At 58.1% G+C, this 26,272-nt stretch carries 25 protein-coding genes; 10 read left to right on the plus strand and 15 right to left on the minus strand.

Going from position 1 to position 26,272, the window contains the following annotated elements; translation table 11 throughout:
* The first annotated feature begins 5 nt into the window (after positions 1-5).
* The 4 genes from lptE to K8I84_RS07020 all read left to right on the plus strand — a co-directional run bounded on the left by lptE (position 6) and on the right by K8I84_RS07020 (position 2,783).
* Positions 6-590 carry an LPS assembly lipoprotein LptE gene (lptE, locus tag K8I84_RS07005; protein WP_317848207.1) on the plus strand — a complete coding sequence of 195 codons (585 nt, stop codon included), beginning with the start codon at positions 6-8 and terminating at the stop codon, positions 588-590.
* Positions 587-1,594 carry a DNA polymerase III subunit delta gene (holA, locus tag K8I84_RS07010; protein ID WP_223794023.1) on the plus strand — a complete coding sequence of 336 codons (1,008 nt, stop codon included), beginning with the start codon at positions 587-589 and terminating at the stop codon, positions 1,592-1,594. The genes lptE and holA overlap by 4 nt, the downstream gene beginning before the upstream one ends.
* Positions 1,595-1,703: 109 nt before the next feature.
* Positions 1,704-1,967, plus strand: coding sequence for a hypothetical protein (locus tag K8I84_RS07015; protein ID WP_223794024.1), 264 nt, complete (start codon positions 1,704-1,706; stop codon positions 1,965-1,967).
* Positions 1,968-2,147: 180 nt separating this feature from the next.
* Positions 2,148-2,783, plus strand: coding sequence for an endonuclease (locus K8I84_RS07020; RefSeq protein ID WP_223794025.1), 636 nt, complete (start codon positions 2,148-2,150; stop codon positions 2,781-2,783).
* A 67-nt stretch (positions 2,784-2,850) separates the two neighbouring features.
* Here K8I84_RS07020 and K8I84_RS07025 read toward each other — a convergent pair whose 3' ends face one another.
* The 6 genes from K8I84_RS07025 to bioB form a co-directional block, all read right to left on the minus strand.
* The gene (locus tag K8I84_RS07025) at positions 2,851-4,641 is read right to left on the minus strand and encodes an acyl-CoA dehydrogenase C-terminal domain-containing protein (protein WP_223794026.1); all 1,791 of its coding nucleotides are present in this window, start codon (positions 4,639-4,641) and stop codon (positions 2,851-2,853) included.
* Between the two features lie 203 nt (positions 4,642-4,844).
* Positions 4,845-6,644: an acyl-CoA dehydrogenase C-terminal domain-containing protein gene (locus tag K8I84_RS07030; RefSeq protein ID WP_223794027.1), complete on the minus strand. Its 1,800-nt coding sequence runs from the start codon at positions 6,642-6,644 to the stop codon at positions 4,845-4,847.
* Between the two features lie 492 nt (positions 6,645-7,136).
* Positions 7,137-7,829 (minus strand): dethiobiotin synthase, encoded by a 693-nt coding sequence (gene bioD / locus K8I84_RS07035; protein ID WP_223794028.1) that lies wholly within the window; start codon positions 7,827-7,829, stop codon positions 7,137-7,139.
* A gap of 34 nt (positions 7,830-7,863) precedes the next feature.
* Positions 7,864-8,700: a malonyl-ACP O-methyltransferase BioC gene (bioC, locus tag K8I84_RS07040; RefSeq protein ID WP_223794029.1), complete on the minus strand. Its 837-nt coding sequence runs from the start codon at positions 8,698-8,700 to the stop codon at positions 7,864-7,866.
* The gene (gene bioF, locus K8I84_RS07045) at positions 8,697-9,872 is read right to left on the minus strand and encodes an 8-amino-7-oxononanoate synthase (protein WP_223794030.1); all 1,176 of its coding nucleotides are present in this window, start codon (positions 9,870-9,872) and stop codon (positions 8,697-8,699) included. The genes bioC and bioF overlap by 4 nt, the downstream gene beginning before the upstream one ends.
* A 54-nt stretch (positions 9,873-9,926) precedes the next feature.
* A complete protein-coding gene (bioB, locus tag K8I84_RS07050) occupies positions 9,927-10,991 on the minus strand; it encodes a biotin synthase BioB (RefSeq protein ID WP_223794031.1) in 1,065 nt (354 codons plus the stop codon).
* Between the two features lie 50 nt (positions 10,992-11,041).
* On the opposite strand from bioB, the gene K8I84_RS07055 reads away from it, so the two are divergent.
* On the plus strand, positions 11,042-11,770 hold the full coding sequence (locus K8I84_RS07055; protein ID WP_411722661.1) for a ComF family protein: 729 nt from the start codon (positions 11,042-11,044) through the stop codon (positions 11,768-11,770).
* Here K8I84_RS07055 and K8I84_RS07060 read toward each other — a convergent pair.
* Positions 11,767-12,876 (minus strand): NAD(P)/FAD-dependent oxidoreductase, encoded by a 1,110-nt coding sequence (locus K8I84_RS07060; protein WP_223794033.1) that lies wholly within the window; start codon positions 12,874-12,876, stop codon positions 11,767-11,769. The genes K8I84_RS07055 and K8I84_RS07060 overlap by 4 nt on opposite strands.
* A 148-nt stretch (positions 12,877-13,024) precedes the next feature.
* Between K8I84_RS07060 and K8I84_RS07065 the strand changes: the two genes are divergently transcribed.
* Genes K8I84_RS07065 through cmoB form a run of 5 tightly spaced genes read left to right on the plus strand, consistent with a single transcriptional unit; the run spans position 13,025 to position 16,657 of the window.
* Complete coding sequence (locus K8I84_RS07065; RefSeq protein ID WP_223794034.1) at positions 13,025-13,447, plus strand: hypothetical protein; 423 nt, start codon at positions 13,025-13,027, stop codon at positions 13,445-13,447.
* 11 nt (positions 13,448-13,458) lie between these two features.
* A complete protein-coding gene (locus K8I84_RS07070) occupies positions 13,459-14,478 on the plus strand; it encodes a serine/threonine protein kinase (RefSeq protein WP_223794035.1) in 1,020 nt (339 codons plus the stop codon).
* Between the two features lie 33 nt (positions 14,479-14,511).
* On the plus strand, positions 14,512-14,886 hold the full coding sequence (locus K8I84_RS07075; protein WP_223794036.1) for a kinase: 375 nt from the start codon (positions 14,512-14,514) through the stop codon (positions 14,884-14,886).
* Complete coding sequence (gene cmoA, locus K8I84_RS07080) at positions 14,879-15,643, plus strand: carboxy-S-adenosyl-L-methionine synthase CmoA (protein ID WP_223794037.1); 765 nt, start codon at positions 14,879-14,881, stop codon at positions 15,641-15,643. The genes K8I84_RS07075 and cmoA overlap by 8 nt, the downstream gene beginning before the upstream one ends.
* 15 nt (positions 15,644-15,658) lie before the next feature.
* Complete coding sequence (gene cmoB, locus K8I84_RS07085; RefSeq protein WP_223794038.1) at positions 15,659-16,657, plus strand: tRNA 5-methoxyuridine(34)/uridine 5-oxyacetic acid(34) synthase CmoB; 999 nt, start codon at positions 15,659-15,661, stop codon at positions 16,655-16,657.
* A gap of 45 nt (positions 16,658-16,702) precedes the next feature.
* On the opposite strand, the gene K8I84_RS07090 is transcribed toward cmoB, so the two are convergent.
* The 8 genes from K8I84_RS07090 to mutL form a co-directional block, all read right to left on the minus strand.
* Positions 16,703-17,998 (minus strand): adenylosuccinate synthase, encoded by a 1,296-nt coding sequence (locus tag K8I84_RS07090; RefSeq protein ID WP_223794039.1) that lies wholly within the window; start codon positions 17,996-17,998, stop codon positions 16,703-16,705.
* A gap of 79 nt (positions 17,999-18,077) precedes the next feature.
* Positions 18,078-19,259: an ATP phosphoribosyltransferase regulatory subunit gene (locus tag K8I84_RS07095; protein ID WP_223794040.1), complete on the minus strand. Its 1,182-nt coding sequence runs from the start codon at positions 19,257-19,259 to the stop codon at positions 18,078-18,080.
* Positions 19,260-19,436: 177 nt separating this feature from the next.
* Positions 19,437-20,312 (minus strand): protease modulator HflC, encoded by an 876-nt coding sequence (hflC, locus tag K8I84_RS07100; protein WP_223794041.1) that lies wholly within the window; start codon positions 20,310-20,312, stop codon positions 19,437-19,439.
* Between the two features lie 2 nt (positions 20,313-20,314).
* Complete coding sequence (gene hflK, locus K8I84_RS07105; protein WP_223794042.1) at positions 20,315-21,517, minus strand: FtsH protease activity modulator HflK; 1,203 nt, start codon at positions 21,515-21,517, stop codon at positions 20,315-20,317.
* Positions 21,518-21,595: 78 nt separating this feature from the next.
* On the minus strand, positions 21,596-22,894 hold the full coding sequence (gene hflX / locus K8I84_RS07110; RefSeq protein ID WP_223794043.1) for a ribosome rescue GTPase HflX: 1,299 nt from the start codon (positions 22,892-22,894) through the stop codon (positions 21,596-21,598).
* Between the two features lie 115 nt (positions 22,895-23,009).
* Positions 23,010-23,261, minus strand: coding sequence for an RNA chaperone Hfq (hfq, locus tag K8I84_RS07115; protein ID WP_223794044.1), 252 nt, complete (start codon positions 23,259-23,261; stop codon positions 23,010-23,012).
* A gap of 20 nt (positions 23,262-23,281) precedes the next feature.
* Entirely contained in the window at positions 23,282-24,340 is a 1,059-nt protein-coding gene (gene miaA, locus K8I84_RS07120; protein ID WP_223794045.1) for a tRNA (adenosine(37)-N6)-dimethylallyltransferase MiaA, read from the minus strand.
* 3 nt (positions 24,341-24,343) lie between these two features.
* Positions 24,344-26,257, minus strand: coding sequence for a DNA mismatch repair endonuclease MutL (gene mutL / locus K8I84_RS07125; RefSeq protein ID WP_223794046.1), 1,914 nt, complete (start codon positions 26,255-26,257; stop codon positions 24,344-24,346).
* Between the last annotated feature and the right edge of the window lie 15 nt (positions 26,258-26,272).

Genomic DNA, 26,272 nt, shown 5'->3' on the forward strand with positions numbered 1-26,272 from the left:
TGCCCATGAGCCGCGCACCGATAACCAGCACACTGGCCCGACCGGCTGCAGCACTGCTGTTGGCAGGGTTGACTGGCTGTGGTTTTCAGTTGCGCGGCGCGCCACCGGTATCCCCTGCCCTGCAGCCGTTGGCTGTGACCTGCAGCCAGGACATTCAGGACACTCTGTGCAACGCGGTCCGAAGCCAGCTGGAACTGGGCGAGGTCGAACTCAAGTCGCCAGCCGATGCGGCGTTCGTGCTCAATCTGAGTAATTTCCAGCGAAACCGGCGGGCATCCGCCATCACGGCCCAGGCCTCTGCTGCGGAGTACACACTCCGGCATTCGGTGGACATGAGCCTTACCAGTGCCGACCGCATTCCCCTTATTGCCGACACTCGCCTCACGGCCAGTGAAAGTTACCGTTATGACGAGACCAACGTTCTGGCCAAGCGACAGGAAGAGGAAACCCTGCGCATTCAACTCGATGAGCGTCTTGCCCAGCAGATTATTTTTCGTCTGGCGCCACTGACGGACGAACGGATTGACGCGATCAGGGAAGAATATGAGGCTTCAATTGATGCAGAAGAAACGGATTCGACCTCACCATGAAGACTCAGGCCAACCAGCTTCCGCAGTTACTGAAAAAAGGCCTCGCTCCCGTTTACCTGATTTCTGGTGACGAACCCCTGCTCGTTCAGGAGTGTTGTGACCAAATCCGACAGGCCGCCAGGGACGCAGGCTTTCAGGACCGGCTGACTTTCCACGCAGACAACCAGCTTGACTGGGGCACCGTCGCCGATGAGTTCAATGCTATGTCGCTGTTCGCAGAGCGTAGGCGCATCGAAATCCATCTACCCAATGGCAAGGTGGGGAAAGGCAAGGACGTTCTGGAGCAGTACCTGGAAGCACCCACGGATGACATTATCCTCCTGCTGATCAGCTCCCGCCTTGACGCCGCGGAGACAAAGCGCAAATGGTACAAGTCTCTGCAAAATAAGGGGGTCCATGTCCCCGTCTGGCCTGTTGATGCGGACAAATTCCAGGGCTGGCTGAAGCAACGAGCGACCCGCCAGGGCCTTCACCTGACCCAGGGAGCCCTGGCCATGCTTGCCGAACGACTGGAAGGCAACCTGCTGGCCGCCAGCCAGGAAATGGACCGTCTGCAGTTGCTGACCAATGGCGAAACCATTGATGAAGAAACCGTGGAAAAAGCAGTGCTGGACAGTTCACGCTTTAACGGTTTTGAACTGGCAACCGAATTACTTGCCGGCCGTGCACCCCATGCGGCAAAAATGATCGGCGTACTCCAGCAGGAGGGCGAGAACCCTCTTGGCATGCTGACCGTTCTGACTCGGGATCTAAACCTCACCCTGGAACTGAAAAGCGCCGCCAGTCAGGGCGAAAACGCATCAGCCTTCCTGAAAAAGCGGGGTGTATTTCAACCCCAGCGTGCCCGAGTCATTGAGCAGGCTGCCCGACGACTCACCCCGCCCCAGCTTCATCACGCCCTCGAAATGTGCGCCCGGATTGATCGTGCGGCCAAAGGCTTCGGCGATTTGCCGCCGTGGCATCACCTCCGCGATCTTTCAGCCTTCCTCGCACGCCCAAACTGATCCGGATCAAAAACGCCTCTCGTTATCGGCTTTTGGCTCAATTGCCATCTTGAACCTTTCTACGCCAAGGAGCATGGTTAGGATATAACCAGCCCGGGAGGTGCCTGCCATGTCATTTCAAGAAGAACTGAAAAAACTGACCGAAAAGATCAAACAGTATCGCGATGAGGCCCGGGTTCAGATCCACCTTGCCCGGGAGGATGTAAAGGACGAATGGGACGACCTCGAGCAAGAGTGGGATCGCTTTCGAGCCAAAATGGAGGACATTTTCCATGACGCCGAAAACGCTTCCCAGGAAACCCGGCAAGCGGCCGAACGGCTTGGCAAAACACTGAAGGACAACTACGAAGAGCTTCGAAACAAGCTGAAATAATGCGTTAACAGGTTAACAAAAGCACACATTTATCAACTGGATAGATTCAGTTGAAAATTCCCCGTGTGCCATACTTTACAATGCAAACTGAACAAAGCGTCAGTTTTTTTGACCCATCGTTCAGACATCGAACAATTCCAAGAAATGGCGCTCACCGACCCTGCGAGGTGAACGAGGCGTATGAAAAAATACATCCAGACTCTAACCACCCTGTCACTGATGGTTGCCACCGGTGTTGTGATTGGCCAGAACACTCGTTTCAGTGATCCAGATACCGTGATCAAAAACGAGTTCTGGAATAACCTTTATGCCACCGGTGGCACTTCTTTCTTTTGTGAAAAAGCGTTCAAGAAGAAAGGCTTCATGCTCCAGGATGGCTATATTTATCCGTTGTCAGACATTCGCACCGCACTCGATTGCGGGACATCACGCCAGTGCGAGCAGGACAACCGATACCGACAGATAGCCTCAGACCTGCACAACATGGTACCGGTCAAAAGCCGACTGGAAATGAAGCGGCAAACCGTGCGCTACGAGCAGCTTGACTCCCACGCCAACAGCGAAGACTGCGGCATTAAGGAGCAGGCAGGCTTTTTCGAACCACCCGAACGGGTAAAAGGGGATGTGGCGCGCACCATGGCTTACATGGTAGACACCTATGGCCTGCCCTGGCTGGGACGCCCTCCGATATTCAAAGACTGGAATCGCCAGGACCCGCCCGACGACACAGAGCTTAGCCGTCATAGCAAAATTGCCGAAGTCCAGGGTAACGAGAATCCGTTTGTCACCAACCCGAACCGAATCGAAAGACTGTAGCAGACCGGATAGAGACATAAAAAAAGCAGGCCCGAGGGCCTGCTTTTTTTATTGCGCTTCTGACCGCTTAGAACTCGTCAGCGGTCAACGCCATCATGGAGTCACTGCCGCTGCGGATCGCTTCGGCGAGAGACACCGTCTTCGGCAACAGGCGATCAAAGTAGAAACGCGCCGTTTTTACTTTGCCTGAATAGAAGCCGGAGGCGTCATCGGCGGCTTTCGGGGCTGCAGTCTTGACGATCTTGGCCCACATGTAGCCCAGTGCAGTCAGACCAAACAGGTCCAGATAGTCCACAGAAGCTGCGCCAACCACATCCGGGTTATCACCGGCCTGGTTGATAACGAAGTCGGTCACGTCTGACAGACGCTCAAACGCCGCTGCCAGAGGCTCCAGGAACGGACGCAACGCTTCGTCGCCACTATTCACTTCGATAAAGGCCGCCAGATCCTGAGCAAACAGCTCGTACAGCTTGCCCTGGCTGGCAACAACCTTACGCCCCATCAGGTCCAGAGCCTGGATACCGTTGGTGCCCTCATAAATCTGGGTGATACGACAATCACGAACCAGCTGCTCCTGGCCCCACTCACGGATAAAGCCGTGGCCACCGAACACTTGCTGACCCGCAATACAGGTTTCCAAACCGCGATCGGTCAGGAAGGCCTTGGCAACCGGAGTCAGCAGAGCAACCATGCCTTCTGCATGCTCGCGACGCTCATCATCATCCGCGTATTTGGCGATATCCAGCCACTGGGCAACGTAGGTCGAGAATGCGCGGCCGCCTTCGACATAGCTCTTCATGGTCAGCAGCATGCGGCGCACGTCCGGGTGCACCAGAATCGGGTCAGCGGCCTTTTCAGGCTGCTGTGCGCCGGTCGGGGCACGGCTCTGAATGCGCTCCATGGCGTATTCACGAGCACTCTGCAGAGAAGCTTCAGCGGCACCAATACCCTGGATTCCCACGCCCAGACGCTCGTAGTTCATCATGGTGAACATGGCCGCCAGGCCCTTGTTTTCTTCACCAACAAGCCAGCCCTTGGCACCGTCGAAGTTCATCACACAAGTGGCAGACGCCTTGATACCCATCTTCTTCTCAATGGAGCCGCAGCTCAGGGTATTGCGCTCGCCCAGGGAACCATCGTCGTTAACCAGGAACTTGGGTACCAGGAACAGGGAAATGCCCTTCGGACCCTTCGGCGCATCCGGTAGCTTGGCCAGCACCAGGTGGATGATGTTTTCCGCCATGTCGTGCTCGCCCCAGGTGATAAAGATCTTGGTGCCAGTCACGTTGAAGGAGCCATCGCCGTTTGGCTCAGCCTTGGTGCGGATAATGCCCAGGTCCGTACCGGCGTGCGGCTCGGTCAGGTCCATGGCACCGGACCAGACGCCCGAGTACATGTTCGGCAGGTATTTTTCCTTCAGTTCCTGGCTGGCGTGGGCGTCCATCGCCAGGCAAGCACCGGCTGTCAGCATCGGCGCCAGGCCAAAGGCCATGTTCGCGCCCTGCATCATTTCCTCGAACTGGGCAACCAGGGTCTTGGGCATACCCATACCGCCAAACTCCGGATTACCACCCAGGCCGTTCCAGCCGCCTTCTACGATGGTCTGGTAAGCCTCTTTGAAACCCTCTGGCGCAGTGACTTCGCCGTCATTCCAGCTGCTGCCCTGCTCGTCACCCTCGCGGTTCAGTGGCGCCAGCACGCCACCACAAATTTTTCCAGCCTCTTCCAGAATCGCGTCGGCCGTTTCCGGATCTACGTTTTCCGCAACCTTGGGCAAGGAAGCCCACAGTGAGGGCGCGTCGAAAACTTCATTCAATACAAAGCGCATGTCACGCAAAGGCGCCTGGTAATCGGCCATCTGTACTCTCCAGCATCTCTGTCAGTGTTATCGGGCGATGGTGCACATCTCACAACCAGCGGAGCCGGTCATCAGTACCAAATGCCCATCACGCGTTTAAAACGGGCGACTATATTACCCCAATCGTCCTGTTTAATTCACGAAAAAACCCGCCTCCAGGGAGAGCGGGCTTTTCTAGGATCGTCCTTCGAAACGCCTATCGCTTAGAAAGCGAAGGCTTCCTCAGGCATATCCATCAGGCTGTCAGCACCAGCCAGCATCATTTCAGCGTGCGCCTTGGAACGCGGCAGCATGCGCTTGAAATAGAAGCGAGCGGTCTGAACCTTGGCGTTGTAGAACATCTCTTCAGATGTACCTTCAGCCATGGTGTCCAGAGCAACCTTGGCCATGCGAGCCCACAGGTAGGCGAACACGGCATAACCGGAGTACATCAGGTAATCAACAGAGGCCGCACCGACTTCCTCACGGTTCTTCATGGCGCTCATGCCGATCTTCATGGTCAGCTCGCCCCATTCCTTGTTGATCGCTGCCAGCGGCTCGATGAATTCCTGGAGCTGCTCGTTGTCGGCGTTTTCCTTGCAGAACAGGTGAACCTGCTTGGTGAAGCCTTTCAGAGACTCGCCCTGGGTCATCAGCACCTTACGACCCAGCAGATCCAGCGCCTGGATACCGGTAGTACCCTCATAGATCATACCGATACGGGCGTCACGAACGTTCTGCTCCATGCCCCACTCGGAGATAAAGCCGTGGCCACCGAATACCTGCATACCCAGGTTAGCCGCTTCGTGACCGATCTCGGTCAGGAACGCCTTGGCGATCGGTGTCAGGAAGCTCAGTGCTTCGTCAGCCGCCTTACGCTCTTCTTCAGTCTTGCCACCGTGAACGATGTCCACCTGCTGTGCAGTCAGGTAGATCAACGCACGCGCGCCTTCTGCAACCGCTTTCTGGGTCAGCAGCATGCGACGAACGTCCGGGTGAACGATGATCGGGTCAGCAATGCCTTCCGGGTTCTTCGGTCCGCTCAGGGAACGCATAGCCAGACGCTCTTTGGCGTAGACCAGTGAGCCCTGGAAGCTCAGCTCGGAAGCACCCAGACCCTGGATAGCGGTACCGATACGAGCGGTGTTCATGAAGGTGAACATGCAGTTCAGACCCTTGTTCTCAGGTCCGATCAGCCAGCCCTTGGCGCCGTCGAAGTTCATAACGCAAGTGGCGTTACCGTGGATCCCCATCTTGTGCTCCAGAGAGCCACAGGAAACCGCGTTACGCTCACCGGCAGATCCGTCTTCATTCGGCAGCTGCTTGGGCACGATGAACAGAGAGATACCCTTGGTGCCTTCCGGAGCGCCCGGCAGACGCGCCAGAACGATGTGGACGATGTTCTCGGCCATATCGTGCTCACCAGCGGAAATAAAGATCTTGGTACCGGAAATCGCGTAGGAACCATCAGCGTTCGGCTCGGCCTTGGCGCGCAGAGTCCCCAGGTCAGAACCACAGTGCGGCTCGGTCAGGCACATGGTGCCGGTCCACTCACCGCTGATCAGCTTGGTCAGGTAAACCTGCTTCTGCTCTTCGGTGCCGTGTGCTTCAATGGTGTTGGTAGCGCCGTGGCTCAGGCCAGGGTACATACCCCAGGACCAGTTGGAAGTACCAACCATCTCGCTCATAACCAGACCGAGAGAGTGAGGCAGGCCCTGACCGCCGTAATTCGGATCCGCAGTCATGGAAGGCCACCCGCCTTCTACGTACTGCTGGTAAGCTTCTTTGAAGCCAGTCGGCGTCTTAACGCCGTCTTCGCTCCAGGTGCAACCTTCCTTGTCACCCACCTGATTGAGCGGAGACAAAACCTGCTCACAGAATTTGGCTCCTTCCCCGATAATGGCATCAACCATATCCGGAGTAGCATCCTCTGCACCCTCCAGGTTGGCATAGTGCTGTTCACTGCTCAGCAGCTCGCTCATTACGAATTTGATATCACGCAGGGGCGCTTTGTATTCAGGCATGTAATCAACCTCAGTTCGCGGACTTAGCTGAACAGGATGCAGCTATAAGCCTTGGGTTTACTCAGACACTGCAGCGACGGGCGCCACAGCCTTAATTAAACACTTGTTTGAAACATACGTTTCGAGGCACAGAATTGTCAATAGCCAGGCAAGAAATTTGTGTTGCCGTACGTCACCCATGGATGCAAACGCGAGCGCATACGTAAGGCCGCCCTCGGGCCAACCATGAATTCAGGCAGTGAAGAAGGGAATCAGGCCCTGAGGGAGCCCAAAAGAGATACAGAACGCCAGCCATCTGCAACGATGGCGGCGACTGAACGAAAAGTGTCGGTTGCGCTGAAGCTTTTGATAGTTGTAGGACACAGAACCCGCATACTGGCCCTGGCGATTCTCCTGGCGGCACCTTCCATGCCCACCGTGCCATTCCGAGCCCCTTGAACCCCTGTCGATAGCGCGTTACTGATCATTGACTCAAGCAAGCAACGCTTCAGGTCAATTTTCAAATAACGGACTGATATTCAAGTGCGCAGATAGGGTGACAGCATCCGCCTCCGGATTCCAGGGCAGGCTGCCCAGGCAGGGCGCGCCGATATGACCAAGAAGATAGTCGAAGGTTTCCTGTTCACAGCTCATGGTGTCCTTTTCCGGGCGATTGGCAACCCAGCCAGCCAGGCGAAGACCATCAGCGCGTACGGCTTCTGCCGTCAGCAATGCATGGTTAATGCATCCCAGCTTCAGGCTAACTACGAGAATAACCGGCATCTCCAGCTCTCTGGGGAGCGCGGCATAAGTCTCGCGCTCATTCAGGGGAACCCGCCAACCACCGGCCCCCTCAACCAGCATCAGATCGGAAGAACGCATTTGCAGCCCGCGGCAGTACCCCGCCAGCCGCCCCGCCGTTATGGATTTTCCCGCCTGCTGAGCAGCCACATGGGGGGCAATGGCCGGCTCCAACGCGATCGGATTGACCACGTCGTAGGCAAGCTCTTCGGTCATGGCCCCCTGAAGCAGCAACGCATCTTCATTGCGCAAGCCATCAGGCGTGTTGTCACACCCCGAGGCAATCGGCTTCATCGCCAGCGTGCGCTTACCCATCGAGCGGGCGGCCTCAAGAATGGCCGCCGATACCATGGTCTTGCCCACCCCGGTGTCAGTGCCCGTCACAAAATAGGTTTTACGTGCCATGGAGCTAAAATATCCTTCTCAGTTGCGAATGCGATTACGCCTGCCAATACACCCAGGCCGCTTCGTAGCTTGCCGCCACGCTGCCGTCCGGCTGCCTGGGGTAAGCCTTGCACATGGCGCGGACACGACCTGGGCCGGTCAGCGTCTTGCGGCGGGCATCTCCCTTGAATCCGGCGCCCAGCTGTTTCAGTTCGCCCGTCAGCGCCAGTGGAGAGTCGTAGGGCAAGGCAATGGTGCGACGCACAAATTGGGCTCCGGGCAATGCCTGCGTGACCAGTTCACGCAGTCGATGCTCCGGCTCAAAGCGATTGACATGAGGACGACCCGGATCTGCTACCTCCCAGGCCTTCTTCAACTCGTTCAGCGTGCCATCCATCAGCGTCGATAGCATCAAACGGCCGCCGGGCCTGAGCAACCTGCGACACTCCAGGAGCACCGGAACAGGGTCCGAACACCACTGGATCATCAGGTTACTGAAAATAAGGTCAACACTATCATCCGGCAGGGGCAGGTGTTCCGCATCGGCAACCAGCCAAGATACATCCCCGGTTACGTTGTTGCGCGCGCGCTCAACCATGCCAGCAGAAAGATCAACGCCCGTCACCCGACCGACAGATGCCATGCCTGCCAGCGCTCTGGTGAACCACCCCGTCCCGCAGCCAACATCCAGAGCACGCTCCCCCTGGAACCCAGCCCGCGAGAGCTCGGCAATCATAACATTCCCCATCAGGCGCTGAAGCCTGGAGGCCTGCTCATACGTGGCACTGGCCACGCCAAATTCCCGGGCGATATCCACCTTATCCGCAATCGGAAGGTCGTTCTGGCATTCCGACAGGTCCGGCCCTACCAAGGTATGCAAAGCGGCATTCACAGGCCTTCCTCCGTCCCTTCCAACAGTGACCGACACGCGGACAGGCTGTCGAGCAAACGGTCAAGATCGCCATGGGTGTGCGCTGCACTCAGCGTCACACGCAAGCGGGCCTCTCCCTCCGGCACCGTGGGTGGCCGGATGGCGGTCACGAGCACCCCCCACTCTTCCAGGGCCTTACTCAGTGCCAGGGCTTTCCAGTTATCACCCACCATGATGGGCTGGATTGGGGTTTCCGAGGGCATCAGTCGGTAGCCAAAGGCCCCGGCCTCTTGCCGGAACCGGGTTATCAGACTGCCAAGGTGCTCCCGACGGGCGTCATCCCGCTCAATGACATCCAGACTGGCGCAGGTCGCCAGCGCAATGGCGGGCGGCATGGCCGTTGTATAGATGTAGGTGCGGGCCTTCTGAACCAGATACTCCATCAGCACCTCGGGCCCGGCCGCGAACGCACCACTGGTGCCCACGGCCTTGCCCAATGTACCAATCAGTACCGGCACCTCCTGCTCCGACAGCCCCAGTTCTGCCACGCTGCCCCGGCCCTGAGGTCCGAGCACACCGATACCATGGGCATCGTCCACGACCAGCAGCGCATCGTGCTCACGACACAGTCGGGCCAATTCGCGCAACGGGGCCACATCGCCGTCCATACTGAACACACCGTCAGTCACGACCAGCTTGTGTCCGGAAGTTTTCTTCAGCATCGACTCCAGAGCCGCCACATCACCATGGGGATACCGGTGCACCCGGGCACGGCTGAGAATGCAGCCGTCAATGATTGACGCATGATTCAGGCGGTCAGAGAAAATAGTATCGCCCCGCCCCGCGAGCGCGGCGATGATCCCCATATTCGCCATGTAACCGGTGGAGAAAAACAGCGCGGAACTCCGACCAGTGAACTCAGCCAGACGCTGCTCCAGTTGATGATGGGCATCGTGGTGTCCACAGATCAGATGGGATGCGGCCCCGCCCAGCCCCGTTGACGGCAGAGCCTGGCGCAAGGCATCGAGGTTGGCCGGGTGATTGGCCAACCCCAGATAGTCATTACTGCAAAAGGACAGAATTTCCCGGCCATCCGAGGTCAGCACCGGTTGCTGTGGACCAGAAATCTGACGCCGGACCCGATGGAGCCCGGCCCGCTTCCGCTCTGCCAACTCAGCTTCGAAATCTCGCAACGACACACCCCGTAAAACGTGAGTTTACTCAGACAGTTTTAGTGACGGGCCACATCAGGATGCGGCCGATTCACGGGTGGCATCGTAAAACAAATGCCGGGTCGCTTCGTGCTCCACAGCGCCGGCAATCGCCTCGATTTGCTGATCTTCCGTTGCGCACTGCTCGCGCTGTTCGGGGCGAATGCCCAGGCGCTGGAACAACCGCATATCGGCATCGGCTTCTGGGTTAGCAGTGGTCAGCAACTTTTCGCCATAGAATATGGAGTTGGCGCCCGCCATAAAGCACAGCGCCTGCATCTGGTCATTCATGTTCTCCCGGCCGGCAGACAGGCGCACGTGGGAGGCTGGCATCATGATTCGGGCCACGGCAATGATGCGAATGAATTCGAACGGATCGAGATCCTCCACATCTTCCATCGGGGTACCCTTCACCTTCACCAGCATGTTGACCGGCACACTTTCCGGATGCTGTGGCAGGTTCGCCAGCTGAACCAGCAAACCAACGCGGTCATCCTCGTCTTCGCCCATGCCCATGATGCCGCCGCAACACACCTTCATCCCGGCCTTGCGGACATTGTCCAGCGTATCCAGGCGGTCCTGATAGGTACGGGTGGTAATGATATGGCTGTAGAACTTTTCGGAGGTATCCAGGTTGTGGTTGTAATAATCCAGACCCGCATCGGCCAGCTCTTTTGCCTGATCTTCCTTCAGCATGCCGAGGGTCATGCAAGTCTCCATCCCAAGGGATTTGACCTGTTTCACCATGTCCAGCACGTAGGGCATGTCTTTCTTAGAAGGACTTCGCCAAGCCGCCCCCATACAGAAACGCGATGCGCCACGCTCCTTGGCTGCGCGGGCTTCCGCGACGACCTTCTCGATCTCCAGCAACCGTTCTTTCTCAAGCCCGGTGTTGTAATGACCGCTTTGCGGACAGTATTTGCAGTCCTCCGGGCAGGCGCCGGTCTTGATGGACAGCAGCGTGCTGACCTGAACCTCATTCGGATCAAAGTGTTCACGGTGAACGCTCTGGGCACGGAAAAGCAGATCATTAAACGGTAATTCAAACAGCGCACGCGCTTCCTGAAGCGTCCAGTCGTGACGGGGTGCAGTAGCAGTCATAAAGGAGTCCTGTTAACCTTTTCCGGCCTTTGGGTTTACGGAAGAACCAGATGATAAAGAGCACAGACATCCTGTCAACCTTGTTAACACTAAAGGTTAACCGGTCTCGCAAGGCAGGGCTCTGCGTTGCTTGCCTGGATACCTCAGCGAGAGACGGCCTGTGCAGCCCTTGCCGGCATGATCTGCCGCGCAATAATCACCCGTGCCAGACCTGCGCAATGCCAATGCCCATGTCCGGCCTGGTGTGCGGCGACTGTCTGTCCAACCCTCCGTCCTTCTCCTGCTCGATCATCCCCTGGCTTTATCGCTTTCCGGCCGATGCCATGATTCGGCGTTTTAAGGATCAGGGGCAGAGACAATTCCTTCGCCCCCTTGTGGCGGACCTGGCATCACAGCTCGAAACCCTGATGCAAGAGCAAACCATTCCCAGACCGGACGCCCTTATACCGGCGCCCATGCACCGGAAGCGTCGCCTGGCCCGCGGGTTCAACCAGGCCCAGGTAATTGCAGAGGAACTGGCGAAGCAATTGGCGATACCCGTCGCCTCCAGCCTTGTGGCACGCAAACGCCACGTCGACAGTCAGCGTGGTCTGGGGAGAGATGAACGCCTGAAAAATCTGCGCCGGGTCTTTGAGTTGAAGGGGGAAGTTCCGAGCCGCATCGCCATCATCGATGATGTGGTCACCACAGGGGCGACCGCACGCAGCCTTGCATCCGCCCTCAAGAATCAGGGGGCACAGGACATACAGGTTTGGGCGCTGGCGCGAACGCCGCTTTAGGACAACCGGGACTTCACGTACTCGGCAATCGCGAGGCACGACGTCAGTCCAGGCGACTCAACGCCAAACAGATTAACCAGACCAGCCACGCCGTGCGCCTCAGGGCCATCAATTCGAAAATCGGCAGCCGGTTCACCCGGCCCGCTCAACTTCGGGCGAATACCGGCGTAGGCGGGTTCCAGGCGGGACTCATCAACCTCCGGCCACCAGCGCCTCAGCCCCTCAACAAACCGCCTGCCCCGCCCCGGGTCGACGTGGTAACCAATCTCATCGATCCACTCCACGTCCGGGCCGAACCGGGCCTGACCGGCGAGATCCAGGGTCAGATGCACTCCGAGACCACCTGGCTCAGGCACCGGATACACGAGGCAATCCGCCGGAGGCGTGCCGCGATAACTGAAGTAAACGCCCCGGGCGAGCCACTGCCGCGGTTTGCCATGGTCAGGCAGACCCTGCCAGTGTTTTGCCAGGTTGACCGCCCCCAGGCCCGCCGCATTGATCACGTTTTCAGCACGTAACTCACAAGGCGTATCGCCTCCGATAAGCAAACGGTGACTGCCCGAACAGGACTCGGCCTCCAGAACAGGTGTTCCGAACGCAATGCGACCGCCAGCGTCCTCAAGTTCGCCCACCAGAGACACCATCAGTCCATGACTATCGACAATCCCGGTCTCCGGCGACCAGAGCGCCGAGCAGATTGAAAGCCGGGGCAGTGCTTGCGCCAGATCCGGACCGTCGACCAGCTTCAACGCCACCCCGTTTGCTTCGGCTTTTCGCGCAATCCTTTCCAGCGATACGACCTGATCCGGCGAACTGGCGACAATCCATTTGCCACATTTGCGGTGGTTTACCCGGTGCTCACCGCAATAGTCGTACAGCAACTTGCGGCCACGGACACACAAGCGGGCCTTGAGACTGCCCTCGGGATAGTAGATCCCGGCATGAATGACCTCGCTGTTGCGCGACGACAAGCCCTCACCAAAACGCGGGCCCTGCTCAACAATCACCACCTCATGCCCGGCCAGGGCCAGGCTGCGCGCAATGGCAAGACCAACCACGCCCGCACCGATCACAACCGTTTGTACCTCAAGCGACTCTGCCGACAAACCTTACTCCCTGAACATCACCGTGTAGTGGGAAAAGCATAACCGATTGATCCAGCGCACTGCAGCGCGAAGCACCCATTACTCAGTGGATCAGACCAGTTATACTCTGCGTCAGGAATACTGAAAATGTGCACGGAGCCCAGCAGGTATGTCAGACAAAAAGCAGTTTTTACTGGTGATGGTTGTAGCCGCAGTGTTCGTCAGCTGGCTCGGCTGGCGCGGCTTTGAGGTCATCAGTCTGAACGAATTGCTGAAGTCAGACCCCGTGGTTGCCGGCTACCCCTATCAACACCGGGTACTTCGCGTGGAAGGAAACACAGCCATCATGAGCTCACTGCGCTCGCACAATGTCTCTACCCAGCAGGCACTGGGTGCGGTTTTTCCAAGCATGAAAAGTCTGGCCGAAAGTGACAAAGCCTGGCAGCGCGCCGAGCGCGAACTCGCCCAAATTCAAGCCCGGGCCGGCGACATTGTTCTGGGAGCCGAAGGTATCCGGCGAATTCGCTGGGAACTGGATGAAAACTGGTATCATATTCGGGCCATGAAATCCGATTACGAGACGGACTTCTGAGTCGCTGCCCTATGACCCACGACCACCAAACTGCTACAGAATCTTCCCACCCCTACGATGCCCTGACGCCAGATACCATACTGGACGCCCTGGAATCCGTGGGCTTCGACATCAATGGGCGCCTGTTTGCCCTCAACAGCTACGAAAACCGGGTTTACCAGGTTGGCCTGGAAGAAACCACACCGGTCATTGCCAAGTTCTACCGCCCCGGCCGATGGACTGAAGCCCAGATTCGTGAAGAGCATGACTTTACCCGGGAGCTGGTTGACGCCGATATTCCCGTGGTCGCGCCACTTGAAATGCCTTCTGGGGACACCCTGGCCAGCCACTCCGGCTTTTGCTTTGCTGTGTTCCCACAGCGAGGCGGCCAGGCTCCGGATGTCAGCGTAACGGATACCCTTTATCGCCTTGGGCAATGGCTCGGCCAGCTGCACAACATTGGCGCCAAGCAAACGTTCCGGCACCGGCCGGCCCTGTCATTACTCGATGGCCTGGTTGCGAATAATCAACTGCTGGTGGAAGGCGGATGGATACCGGAAGACTTGCGCCCTGCCTGGGACAGCCTGCTCCGGGATTTGATCGAGCTGTGCGCGGCCCGAATTGATGACGCAGGACCTGTGGTAGACTTGCGCCTGCATGGCGACTGCCACGCCGGCAACATCCTGTGCCGCGACGAGCAGATGCTGTTTGTGGACCTGGACGATTGCCGCACCGGGCCAGCCATCCAGGATATGTGGTTACTGCTCAACGGAGAGGATTCAGAGCGAGGAGCCCAGCTGGGAGAGCTGCTTGAAGGCTACGAGATGTTTCGGGACTTCAACCGGAGAGAACGGCACCTGATCGAACCACTGCGTTGCTACCGGCAGATTGCCCACTGCGCATGGCTCGCCAGACGCTGGGACGACCCGGCATTTCCCCGCTTCTTTCCGTGGTTTGGCAAACCCCGCTTCTGGTCTGATCAGATTCTTGCGCTCAGGGAGCAGTTGGCCGCCCTGCAGTCACCATCGCTGTCACTCCCCGGCCAACACTGAGTCATTCAACGTTTCACAGCATTTGAGGTAAGCATGCCCGAGCAAGAGGCCCAGTATACGGTTCGCAGCCTGATTTTGACGGCCGTGGTTTCCATCGTTGTAACGGTGCTCGTCCTTGAGGCCAGCGGCCGGATTGATCACTCCGACAACAAGGACCACGTTCCGGTTGGCACTTTTGAGGCCATTCACGTCAATCCGGACCAGCCCTTCCGGATGTCACACAAAGCCTCTGAACTGCACGCTACCTGCGAGAACGGGTATATGGCCATTGCCGCCGATGTCGACCCATCATTCCGCGGCATTCTGGTGGACTACAAAAACCGGGGCGTACGCTGTTACCGTCCCTCACCAACAGCCCCCTCTGTCCCCGATGCCACTGAATCCGCGGAGCCTGCTGACAATGAGTAAACCGAAGTCTCCGGGCAAGCCACCCGAACAGGCCACCGACCGACTCTTTGCCACCGAGCGGCGACCCGACGACTTCCGCTTTGATGCATCGGTGGCTCGGGTGTTTCCCGACATGATTCGCCGGTCAGTGCCCGGCTACACCACCATCATCCCGATGATCGAGGTGATTACCGAACAGTACGCACAGGCCGGCTCCAACTGCTACGACCTCGGCTGCTCTCTGGGCGCCTCTACGCTGGCCATGCGCCATGGCATCTCCTATCCGGACTGTGCCCTGTTCGGTGTCGACAACTCCAGCGCCATGATCGAGCGCTGCGAGCACTACATCGCCCTCGACGACAATCCGATGCCGGTCACGCTCAGGTGCGAGGACATCCTGCATACCGAGCTGAGCAATGCCTCGGTCACAACCCTGAACTTCACCCTCCAGTTCATCGCACCGGAGGAGCGCTCAGCCCTGCTGACCCGCATTGCCAGGGCAACCCGCCCCGGAGGCGTGCTCATCCTGTCGGAAAAAATTCAGTTCGAATCCGAGCGGGAGCAAAATACGCAAACCCGGCTGCACCATGATTTCAAACGGGCCAATGGCTATTCCGATCTGGAAATCAGTCAGAAGCGGAGCGCCATTGAACGGGTACTGATACCTGAGACCCTGGCCGCTCACAAGCAGCGACTGGTCGACGCCGGATTCGACGATGTGATGGTGTGGTACCAGTGCTTCAATTTTGTCTCCATGCTGGCCATCAAGAACGGTTAAACATCACTCGCACCCATGACACACTTCGATTGGCAAACCTGTTACCAAAGGCTCTTCGAAGAGCTGACCGCCTCCAATGGCCCCCAGGCACGCTGGGCCGAGCAACTTCGCAAACAACTCACGCTCCGGTTTGAGGAACGGCCCCACGGCGACATGGTGCGCTGGCTGAACGCCCTTGACGGCCTTCCCGAGCTGCCTGAGGTCAACGGAAACCTCACTTGCCCGGCAGTAACACTGGAATCCCGGACGCCCCTCTCGTCCGCTCAACAGGAGCAGCTCGAAGCCTCGCTGAAGGGCCTGATGCCCTGGCGTAAGGGGCCATTCGATTTCTTCGGTATCCACATTGATACCGAGTGGCGTTCAGACTGGAAATGGGATCGGGTATCACCCTACCTGTCAGACCTGAGGGGCCGCCGAATCCTCGACGTTGGCTGCGGGTCAGGCTACCACTGCTGGCGAATGCTTGGCGAAGGTGCCGGGCGGGTGATTGGCATTGACCCCGGTCTGCTCTTCCTGTTCCAGTTCCTCAGTGTCAAACGCTATCTCGGCCATGTACCGGTTGACCTGCTGCCCATTCGAATGGAGGACCTGCCGGAGAACCTGCAGGCCTTTGACACCACCTTCTCCATGGGCGTGCTCTATCACCGCCGTTCCCCTCTGGACCACTTGCTGGAACTCAAAGGCACCCTGCGCAAAGGCGGCGAACTGGTCCTGGAGACACTGGTTGTCGACGGACCCGAGGGCTACAGCCTGATGCCCGAAGACCGGTACGGCCAGATGCGTAATGTCTGGTTCCTGCCCAGCTGCGATACCCTGCTGCGCTGGCTGGACCGCACGGGATTCGAGAACGCCCGGGTGGTGGATGTCACGGAAACCACCACCGAGGAGCAACGAAGTACCGATTGGATGCGATTCAATTCGCTGAAAGACTTCCTCGATCCCGAAGACCCGACCAGAACCATTGAAGGTTATCCGGGGCCCAAGCGGGCCACCGTCATTGCCGAAAAACCCTGACACAAAAAAGCCGCCCCGTGGGGCGGCTTTTTTGCTTCGGTAGACTTACTCGCCGAAGGGATGACGCAGAGTGATGGTTTCCACCCGGTCCGGACCGGTAGAAATAATATCGATCGGCGCCTCAATCTGCTCCTCGAGGAAGCGGATATAGGCCTTGGCGTTCTCGGGCAACTGATCGATGCCGGTCAGCCCTACGGTGCTCTCACTCCAACCAGGAAGCTCGGTATACACCGGCTCAATGTCCTTGTAGTTGTCGCAGCCGATGGGCGGGCGAGTGATTTCGCCATTCGGCGTCTTGTAGCCCACGCAGACCTTCACGGTCTCCAGTCCGTCCAACACGTCGAGCTTGGTCAGGCAGATACCCGACACACTGTTGATCTGAATGGCATGGCGCAGGGCCACCGCGTCGAACCAACCACAGCGACGGGCACGACCGGTGGTGGTGCCGACTTCGTTACCCTTGATCGCCAGATGATTTCCCATGTCATCAAACAGTTCGGTCGGAAACGGACCGGAGCCAACGCGAGTGGTGTAGGCCTTGGTAATGCCCAGCACATAATCCAGGAACAGGGGCCCGAAACCGGAACCCGTAGCGGTACCGCCTGCGGTGGTGTTGGAGGAGGTTACATACGGGTAGGTGCCCAGATCGATATCCAGCAGGGAGCCCTGAGCGCCTTCGAACAGGATATGCTCACCGCGCTTGCGGAAGTCGTGCAGCATGTCGGTCACATCCGCCGCCATCGGCAGGATTTCCTCACCCATCTGCTTCAGCTCGGCCAGAGCAGCATCAATGTCTTCGGCCTCTTCCTTGAAGTATTCGGTCAAAACGAAGTTGTGGTAGGCCATAATTTCACGCAACTTCGCTTCGAAATCAGCGGGGTTCGCCAGATCGCCAAGGCGAATACCGCGCCGGGAAACCTTGTCCTCATAGGCAGGGCCAATACCCCGACCGGTGGTACCGATTTTGTCATTGCCACGGGCGCGCTCGCGGGCCTGGTCAATGCGAACGTGGGTACGCAGGATAATCGGGCAGGCTTCCGAAATGCGCAGTCGGTCGCGCACAGCGACACCATTGGCCTCCAGCTCCCGAACCTCTTTCAGCAGCGCTTCCGGGGACAACACAACGCCGTTGCCAATCAGGCACACCACGTGTTCGCGCAGAATCCCGGACGGAATCAGGTGAAGGGCCGTTTTCTTGCCATCGATAACCAGTGTATGACCGGCATTGTGTCCGCCCTGAAAGCGAACAACCGCGGCCACCTTGTCGGTCAGCAGGTCAACAATCTTACCCTTGCCTTCATCACCCCACTGGGTGCCCAGCACAACAACGTTTTTACCCATGATTTTCTCTCAGTGCCGCTGCCCTTGGGGCAGGCATTTCATCCAAATACGTGTAATTGATGGTAGAGACCCTCGGGTCTCAACCGAGATTCTCAACGACCCATTTACCATCACGCTTAACCAGGTGACGATCACAGCCTTTGACAACAGGATTCGTTCCAGCGTCCTCCGGCAAGGCACGGATAACCGAATGGTTCGCTCTCAATTCTAGGATAGCCTCTTCCAACGCCGCATCCTCATCCGATGGCGCCCAGATGGCGCCGGCCACCTTGAAGGGACGTTCACCGAGCGACACCAGCGCCCGAATATCCAGACTGAAGCCTGTTGCCGGCCTTGCACGGCCAAAATCGCTGCCGATGGCATCGTAACGGCCGCCTTTGGCAACCGAGTCGCCATGACCGGGAACGTAGGCGGCAAACACCAGCCCAGTGTGATAGTTGTAGCCACGAAGCTCGCAAAAATCGAAGCCAAGACTCACTTCCGGATAACTTTCTGCCAGCATTTCAGACACGCGGCTCAACTTGCCCAGCGCGGCATCCAGATCCTCCGAGAAGCCGATCAGGATGTCGCGAGCCTGCTCAAGCGCCTCGCGCCCGCCACTGACCCGGGCAAGATCTCTCAGCCTGGCTCCGGGCGAACCTGCCTCGCAGTGTCCAAGCAGTTCATCCAGTTCCGGTACCGACTTGCGCGCCATGGCGTCAAAAATGGCCGCCTCAGTCTCATGACCAAAGTCCGCCGCCCCCATCAGACTCTGGTAGATGGACACATGAGCGAGATCCAGGTGAATACGAGGCAGACCAGCAACCCGCAGGCTTTCAAGCATCAACCGGATGACTTCCATATCGGCAGCCTCGGAAGCGCTGCCAAACAACTCACAGCCGGCCTGAATCGGAGTCCGGCCGGTCAGCATATGACGGGGACGGGTATGCAGCACATGACCCGCATAGCAAAGACGGGTAATGCCATCCTGTGCAAGGGTGTGAGCATCGATACGGGCAGCTTGGGGCGTCATGTCAGCCCGGACGCCCATCATCCGGCCAGTGAGCTGATCCGTCAGTTTGAAAGTCTGGAGCTGAAGATCATTACCGGTGCCGGTAAACAGCGACTCCAGATATTCAACCAGAGGAGGTATAACCAGCTGGTAGCCCCAGCGCTGGCAGGTATCCATTACATCCCTGCGCAGGGATTCGATCCGTCCGGCCAGCGGCGGCAGAATGTCTTCCACCCCGTCCGGCAGTAACCAGCGATCAGATACTGTCATGAGATAACATTGTCCGTCAGACTCGCCAAGGCATACAGCCCGTTGGCGGTTACACAGGATTTAAGGCGACTCAGGGCAGTAAAACCCTGACACAAAACCGCTCGGATTTTACACGCTTGGACGACACAAAAAAACCGGAATACCGAGGTATTCCGGTTTTCAACTCGGGCACGCGGTTTACTGGGCGCCCATAGGGTCCTTGAGGAACTTCATGAAGTCACTGTCAGAATCAATCACCATGATATCGCCTTTACCGGAGAAGGTCTTCTGGTAGGCCTGCAAGCTCCGATAGAAGCTGTAGAACTCAGCATCGGAACCGTACGCATCCGCATAGATGTTGGCGGCTTCCCGATCACCTTCACCGCGCGTCTCTTCCGACTCGGCAAAAGCTTCCGCAAGAACAACCGTGCGCTGACGATCCGCATCCGCACGAATGCCTTCGGCAAGCTCACGACCGCGAGAACGGAATTCCTGAGCCAGCTTTTCCCGCTCGGTGGCCATCCGACGATAGACGTTGTCGCTGACCTGGCCCGGCAGTTCGATGGCCTTGACCCGCACGTCGAGAACCTCGATGCCAAATTCCTGGACAGAGGTTTCGTTGACACGATCCCTCAGAGCGTGCATCAGCTCATCACGCTGACCGGAGACCACCTCGTGCATGGTACGGATACCGAATTCGTCCCGCAGGCCGTTGTCCACGCGGGACAACAGCAGAGACTGGGCCCGGAACTCATCACCACCAGTCGCCCGGTAGAACTGGTCCACGTTAAGGATTTTCCAAGCAATGTAGGAATCCACATCCAGCGGCTTCTTCTCGGTGGTCAGGTACTGGCGCGAAGGCAGATCCATGGTCAGTACCCGGATATCGAATTCCCGCACCTGATCAATCACCGGCACCTTGAAGTGAAGGCCAGCCGGGATATCAGTTTCCACCAACTCACCGAAGCGTAACAGGACACCTCGATGGGTTTCCGGAATGATATAAACACTTGAGAGAACGAGCAGGACAACAATCAGGGTGCCTGCAAGCCCCAATACACCTTTAGGTCCCATGATTATCTGCTCCTCCGTCCGTTAGTCTCCTGTCTGGAGCGAAGCTCCCGGATGACCTGCTCGGTCAACTCCTGAATATCCACGTCCCCATTTCGGTCGCCGGATGACTGGCTGTCGCCACTCCGGGAACTGCGGGGCAGCGAGGCACCCTGTGTCAGACGATCAAGTGGCAGATACATCATGTTTCCACTGCTTTCGGTATCAACAAAGATCTTGCTGCTGTTAGAAAGTACTGATTCCAGAGCCTGCAGGTACAAACGCTCCCGGGTGACTTCCGGAGCCCGCTTATACACTGACAGCAGTTCGGTGAAGCGAGCCGACTCACCACGAGCGCGCTCAATCGCTTCCTGCTTGTAAGCGTTAGCTTCCTCAATCATCCGCTGAGCCTGACCACGCGCCTCAGGAACCACCTTGTTTCGATAGGTTTCGGCTTCTTCCTTCACGCGCTGTTCGTCCTCACGGGCGCGCTGAACTTCACGGAAAGCGTCCTGAACCGCGGGCGGCGGTTGTGTGCTTTCCACGTTCACCCGGACGATCTGAAGGCCCGTACCATACTCCTGAAGGAAACGCTGGAGCCGCTGCTCAACTCGCACCGCAAGCTCAGCACGCCCCTCGGTCAGAACATCGTCCAGCGACGAACTACCCACCTCGTGGCGCAACGCACTGTCGGTTGCGAAGGCAAGAGCCTGGTTCGAATCCCGTACATTCAGGACGTAAGCCTTGGCATCCTCAACCCGGTACTGCACCTGCAGATCAACGGTAACGAGGTTCTCATCCTGGGTCAGCATCTGACCGCTGGACTCGGCTGTACGCACGTTGGTAACAAGCACTTTGGTGACATCATCAATCAGCGGCACCTTGAAGCGCAGACCTGGCTCCTCGGTGCGGTTAAATTCACCGAATCGAAGGACTACTGCCCGCTCCTGCTCGTCCACCGTGTAGAAAGACTGGTAGATCACATAACCCAAGAACAGCAAAAAGCCCAGTGCCAGAACCGCACCGAATCCGCCGGAACTTCCGGAACTTCCGGAACCGCCTCCGTCGTTGCGGGAGCCTTTGCCACCCAGCATTTTGTTCAGCTTTTCGATACCTTTCTTTAGCGCTTCGTCGAGGTCTGGCGGCCCCTGATCATCGCCGCGCCGACCTCCGCCAGTTCCCCAGGGGTCGTTGTCATTGCGATTTCCACCCGGTTCGTTCCAGGCCATAGTGCTCTCCGTTCCTTACGTGTAGATGGCTGCAAATACTAGGGATTTATCATCGCCCCGGCAATAGCCCATGCGCTTTCAGGCATGGCGATCATCAAGGCGAACCGATTCTTCATTCATTCCTGCACGGCTGAGCAACTGCCGCCAGTCACGGTTCTGCAACCGGACCTCCAGCACCGCATCGCCGGTCTCCCGGTGCTCTTCACTCAATACCGAACCCGCCTCGTGCAACAGAGCCCTCAGTTTGCCGTCTGTTGGCCCAAGCAAGACAAAATAGTGGACGACGTCTTCGGCGAGGCGCTCCACAATCGCGTCGAACAGGTCATCGATCCCTTCGCCAGTTACCGCAGAGACCCATACCCGGATCGGGATTCCATCTTCGTTACGATCAATCCTTGGAGAAAAACCTTCAAGCAAATCAATCTTGTTGAACACCTGAAGAACCGGAATCTCGTCCGCACCGATTTCGGCGAGCACGGATTCCACCTGTTCGATATTGTCGTCCCTGCGGCTATCGTAGCAATCCACGACGTGCAGCAGTAAGGTCGCCTCGGTGGTTTCCTCAAGGGTTGCCCGGAAGGCTTCCACCAGTTTGTGGGGCAGGTGCCGAATGAAACCCACCGTGTCCGCCATCACTACGGGCCCGATGTCCGGGAGTTCCAACCTGCGCAGGGTTGGGTCGAGTGTGGCAAACAACTGATCAGCAGCGTATACGCTGGAGGTTGTAATTCGGTTGAACAGCGTAGATTTGCCTGCGTTGGTGTAACCGACCAGAGACACCGTCGGAATGTCAGCCCGCTGCCTGGCACGCCGCCCCTGATCACGCTGACGACGAACCTTTGCCAACCGTTTGTGGATTGACTTGATGCGCTCCCGAAGCAACCGTCGGTCGGTTTCCAGCTGGGTTTCACCCGGTCCGCGCAGGCCAATCCCGCCTTTCTGACGCTCCAGGTGTGTCCAGCCGCGAACCAGGCGTGTGGACATATGCTCCAACTGGGCCAGCTCAACCTGCAACTTACCCTCGTGGGTGCGGGCCCGCTGAGCAAAAATGTCGAGAATAACCCCCGTGCGATCCAGCACCCGGCACTTCAGTTCCCGTTCAATATTACGCTCCTGACTTGGGCTGAGGGCGTGATTGAACAGCACCACATCCGCCTCGTAAGCCTGGATCGCATCCCGGATTTCCTGCAGTTTTCCCTCACCCACAAAGAGGCGGGGACTTGGCTGCTTGCGGGAACCTCCTATCTGGGCCACAGGCTCCACACCGGCAGAAGTGACCAGCTCCCGGAATTCACCCGGGTCTTCAGCGTCATCGTAAGCGGTGAAATCGATATGAACCAGTACGGCGCGTTCGCCAACATCGGGACGTTCAAACAAACCAATTCAACTCCGGTGGAAACATTTCAACGGGCTATAAAAACAAACACCCGCGTCCTTGGAACCCTGAGGTTCGTCGGAAACGCGGGTGGCGATCTTCGGGCGGTCTGACAATTCAGTCTTCAGACTCACCCTCGCCTGCCGTGCCCTGCTGCGGCAGGCGAACATTGCGCGCCGGCACGACAGTGGAAATGGCATGCTTGTAGACCATCTGGCTGACAGTGTTTTTCAGCAAAATCACGAACTGATCGAAAGATTCAATCTGGCCCTGGAGTTTAATACCGTTCACCAGGAAGATGGATACCGGCACGCGCTCCTTGCGCAAGGCATTCAGGTAAGGGTCTTGTAACGAGTGCCCTTTTGACATGGGTGTTCTCCTGTTTTTAGTTAATTCAGATCGTCATCGTCAATTTTAAAAGTGGTGCGAAGCCCGATGTTTTTCAAGGCAGTCTCGGTGATCTTTGGGTCCCCGCTGTCGAGCCAGAACACATCCGACCACTTCCGCAACCAGGTCATCTGGCGCTTGGCCAGCTGCCGGGTTGCAGCAACCCCCTTGTTCACAAACGCGTCATAGTCAACGTTGCCGGCCAGGAAATCCCAGGCCTGCCGGTAACCGACACAGCGCATGGAGGGAAGATCGGGATGCAAATCCCCCCTCGCCATCAGTGAACGCACCTCATCAAGGAAGCCATGCTCCAGCATGTTTAAAAACCGCTGATGAATCCTTTCATGAAGCTGGCTCCGCGTTGACGGGGCTACAGCCAGCTGAATAACAGTATACGGTAGCTCTTCGGATTCGTCTGCCTGCCACTGGGTGAAATAGGTGAAATCCTCAACCCCATCTCGCTGATTTTGTGATGGATTGGCGAATTCAGCCTGCCAGAAGGATGAAATCGGCTTGCCGGTCAGGCGGTAGACCTCCAGCGCCCGCATCAGCCTCTGGCGGTTATTGGGGTGAATCAGGCGGGCAGCAACCGGGTCGTACAGCTCGAGCTCCCCGTGCAAGGCCTGCCAGCCTTTCTCCTCCGCTTCCTGCTGGATCGCGTGGCGGATTTCCGGACTGGCCGACGGTAAGCGTGACATACCGTGCAGCAGGGCCTTGTAGTACATCATGGTGCCGCCCACCAGCAGCGGAATGCGTCCGGCTGCACTGATGGCCGACATTTCCGCCAGGGCATCCCGGCGAAAATCCGCGGCTGAATAGGTTTCGGCCGGATCACAGATATCGATCAAACGGTGGGGAGCGGCCGCCAGCTCCTCGGCACTGGGCTTGGCGGTCCCGATATCCATGGTTCGGTAGATCAGGGCCGAGTCCACGCTGATGATGTCGCAGGGCAGTCGCTTACAAAGCTCGATGGCCAGATCGGTCTTGCCCGAAGCCGTGGGCCCCATCAGGAAGATGGCGGGCGGCTTCTGGGTAGAGTTGGCCCCGTTCTCGTGCGCCATAGGTCAGCGACCGCGTAGGAACAACTTGTCGAGCTCGGACAGGGTGACCAGCGTCCAGGTCGGACGCCCATGGTTACACTGGCCGCTGCGCTCGGTGGCTTCCATGTCCCGAAGCAGAGAGTTCATTTCAGGAATGGTCAGCTGCCGGTTGGCCCGAACGGAGCCGTGGCACGCCATGGTGCCGAGCAGCTCATGGGTGACGGCCTCCACTCGATCGCTCTGACCATGCTCGATCAGGTCCGACAACACATCCCGCACCAACTGTTCGGTGTCTGCTCCTCGAAGTAGCGCCGGCACCTGCCGAACGGCCAGGGTTTCCGGCCCTATACGCTCAATCTGCAGTCCAAGCTGTTGGAGTTCGCCTCCATGGGTCTCGACCAACGCGGCCTCCTTCTGGCTGACCGCCAGAGATACCGGCACCAGCAAAGGCTGACTCTTGAGATCCTGGTCCGCAAGCGCCCGCTTCATCCGCTCGTAGGTAATCCGCTCATGGGCAGCGTGCATATCCACCACAATAAGGCCGGCCTTGCCTTGAGCTAGAATGTAGATGCCGTGCAACTGGGCAATCGCGTAACCCAGCGGAGGCTCCTCGTCGCTGTCGGCGGGGGGCGTCGGACTTGCAACAGACAGATCGGCGATGGCGGCTGACGATTGTCCATTGGTAACGCCACCGCCAGTATTCAGCGAACTGTAGAACGCCATCTGATCGCTGGCGCGCCATTCCTGCTGGGGCTGGGAGGCCTGGTAGCCGCCGTAACCGGAAGCGCCCGGCGACGACGGCGAAGGAACCGCCGGCTGCGCAGGCTGCCCCCAGCTTGTTGCTGCGGACGTTGTGGCCTCTGCCCCTGTACCGGGCATTGCTCCCCCTTCCCGAACCACCGACTGCGCAACCGCGCCACGGAAGTGATCATCGGGCCGAACATCCGCGAGCGCCTTGTGCAGTGTCCGGAAAATGAAATCGTGGACCAGGCGACCATCCCGGAAGCGAACTTCATGCTTGGTTGGGTGCACGTTGACGTCGACCGTGGCAGGGTCCAGTTCCAGGTACAGGACAAACGCCGGATGCCGGTTATTGTACAGAACGTCGCGATACGCCTGGCGGACCGCGTGGGCCACCAGTCGATCACGGATCACCCTGCCGTTCACGAAAAAGTACTGCAGATCCGCCTGACTGCGGGAAAAGGTGGGCAATGCCACCCAGCCCCACAGGCGCAGCCCGGTCGCTTCGGCATCGATGACCACCGCGTTATCAATAAACTGCTGGCCGCAAAGGGATCCGATCCGGCGCTCTTTATCCAGCGGGGTCTCCGCGGGCCGCAGGCTTTGAACCACCCGCTGGTTATGGCGCAGGGTGAATCCGGCATCAAAACGGCTCAGGGCCTGGCGCCGGACACACTCTTCGATATGATTGAATTCAGTTTTCTCTGTGCGCAGAAACTTGCGGCGCGCCGGGGTATTGAAGAACAGATCCCGAACTTCCACGGTCGTACCGACCGGATGCGCAGCCGGTGATATGTGGGCGTCCATGTCCCGGCCTTCCACTTCCACCCTTGACGCCGCTTCCTGTTCTTCCGTGCGGGATGTCAGGGTGAGACGGGACACCGAGCTGATACTCGCCAGGGCCTCACCGCGAAAACCCAGGGACGCAACGGACTCGAGGTCATCAAGACTGGTAATCTTGCTGGTGGCGTGGCGGCTCAACGCCAGAGGCAGGTCGGATTCGCTGATACCGCTACCGTCATCCCGGATCCGGATCAGCTTGACGCCGCCCTGCTCTATTTCAACATCGACTCTGCCGGCACCGGCGTCCAGCGAATTTTCGACAAGCTCTTTGACAACCGATGCGGGACGCTCCACCACCTCGCCCGCGGCAATCTGGTTGGCGAGCCGCGGCGAGAGCAACTGAATGTGGGGCATGTTCTGGAAAAACCT

The sequence above is a fragment of the Marinobacter sp. F4216 genome (assembly GCF_019931195.1).
Taxonomy (GTDB): domain Bacteria; phylum Pseudomonadota; class Gammaproteobacteria; order Pseudomonadales; family Oleiphilaceae; genus Marinobacter; species Marinobacter suaedae.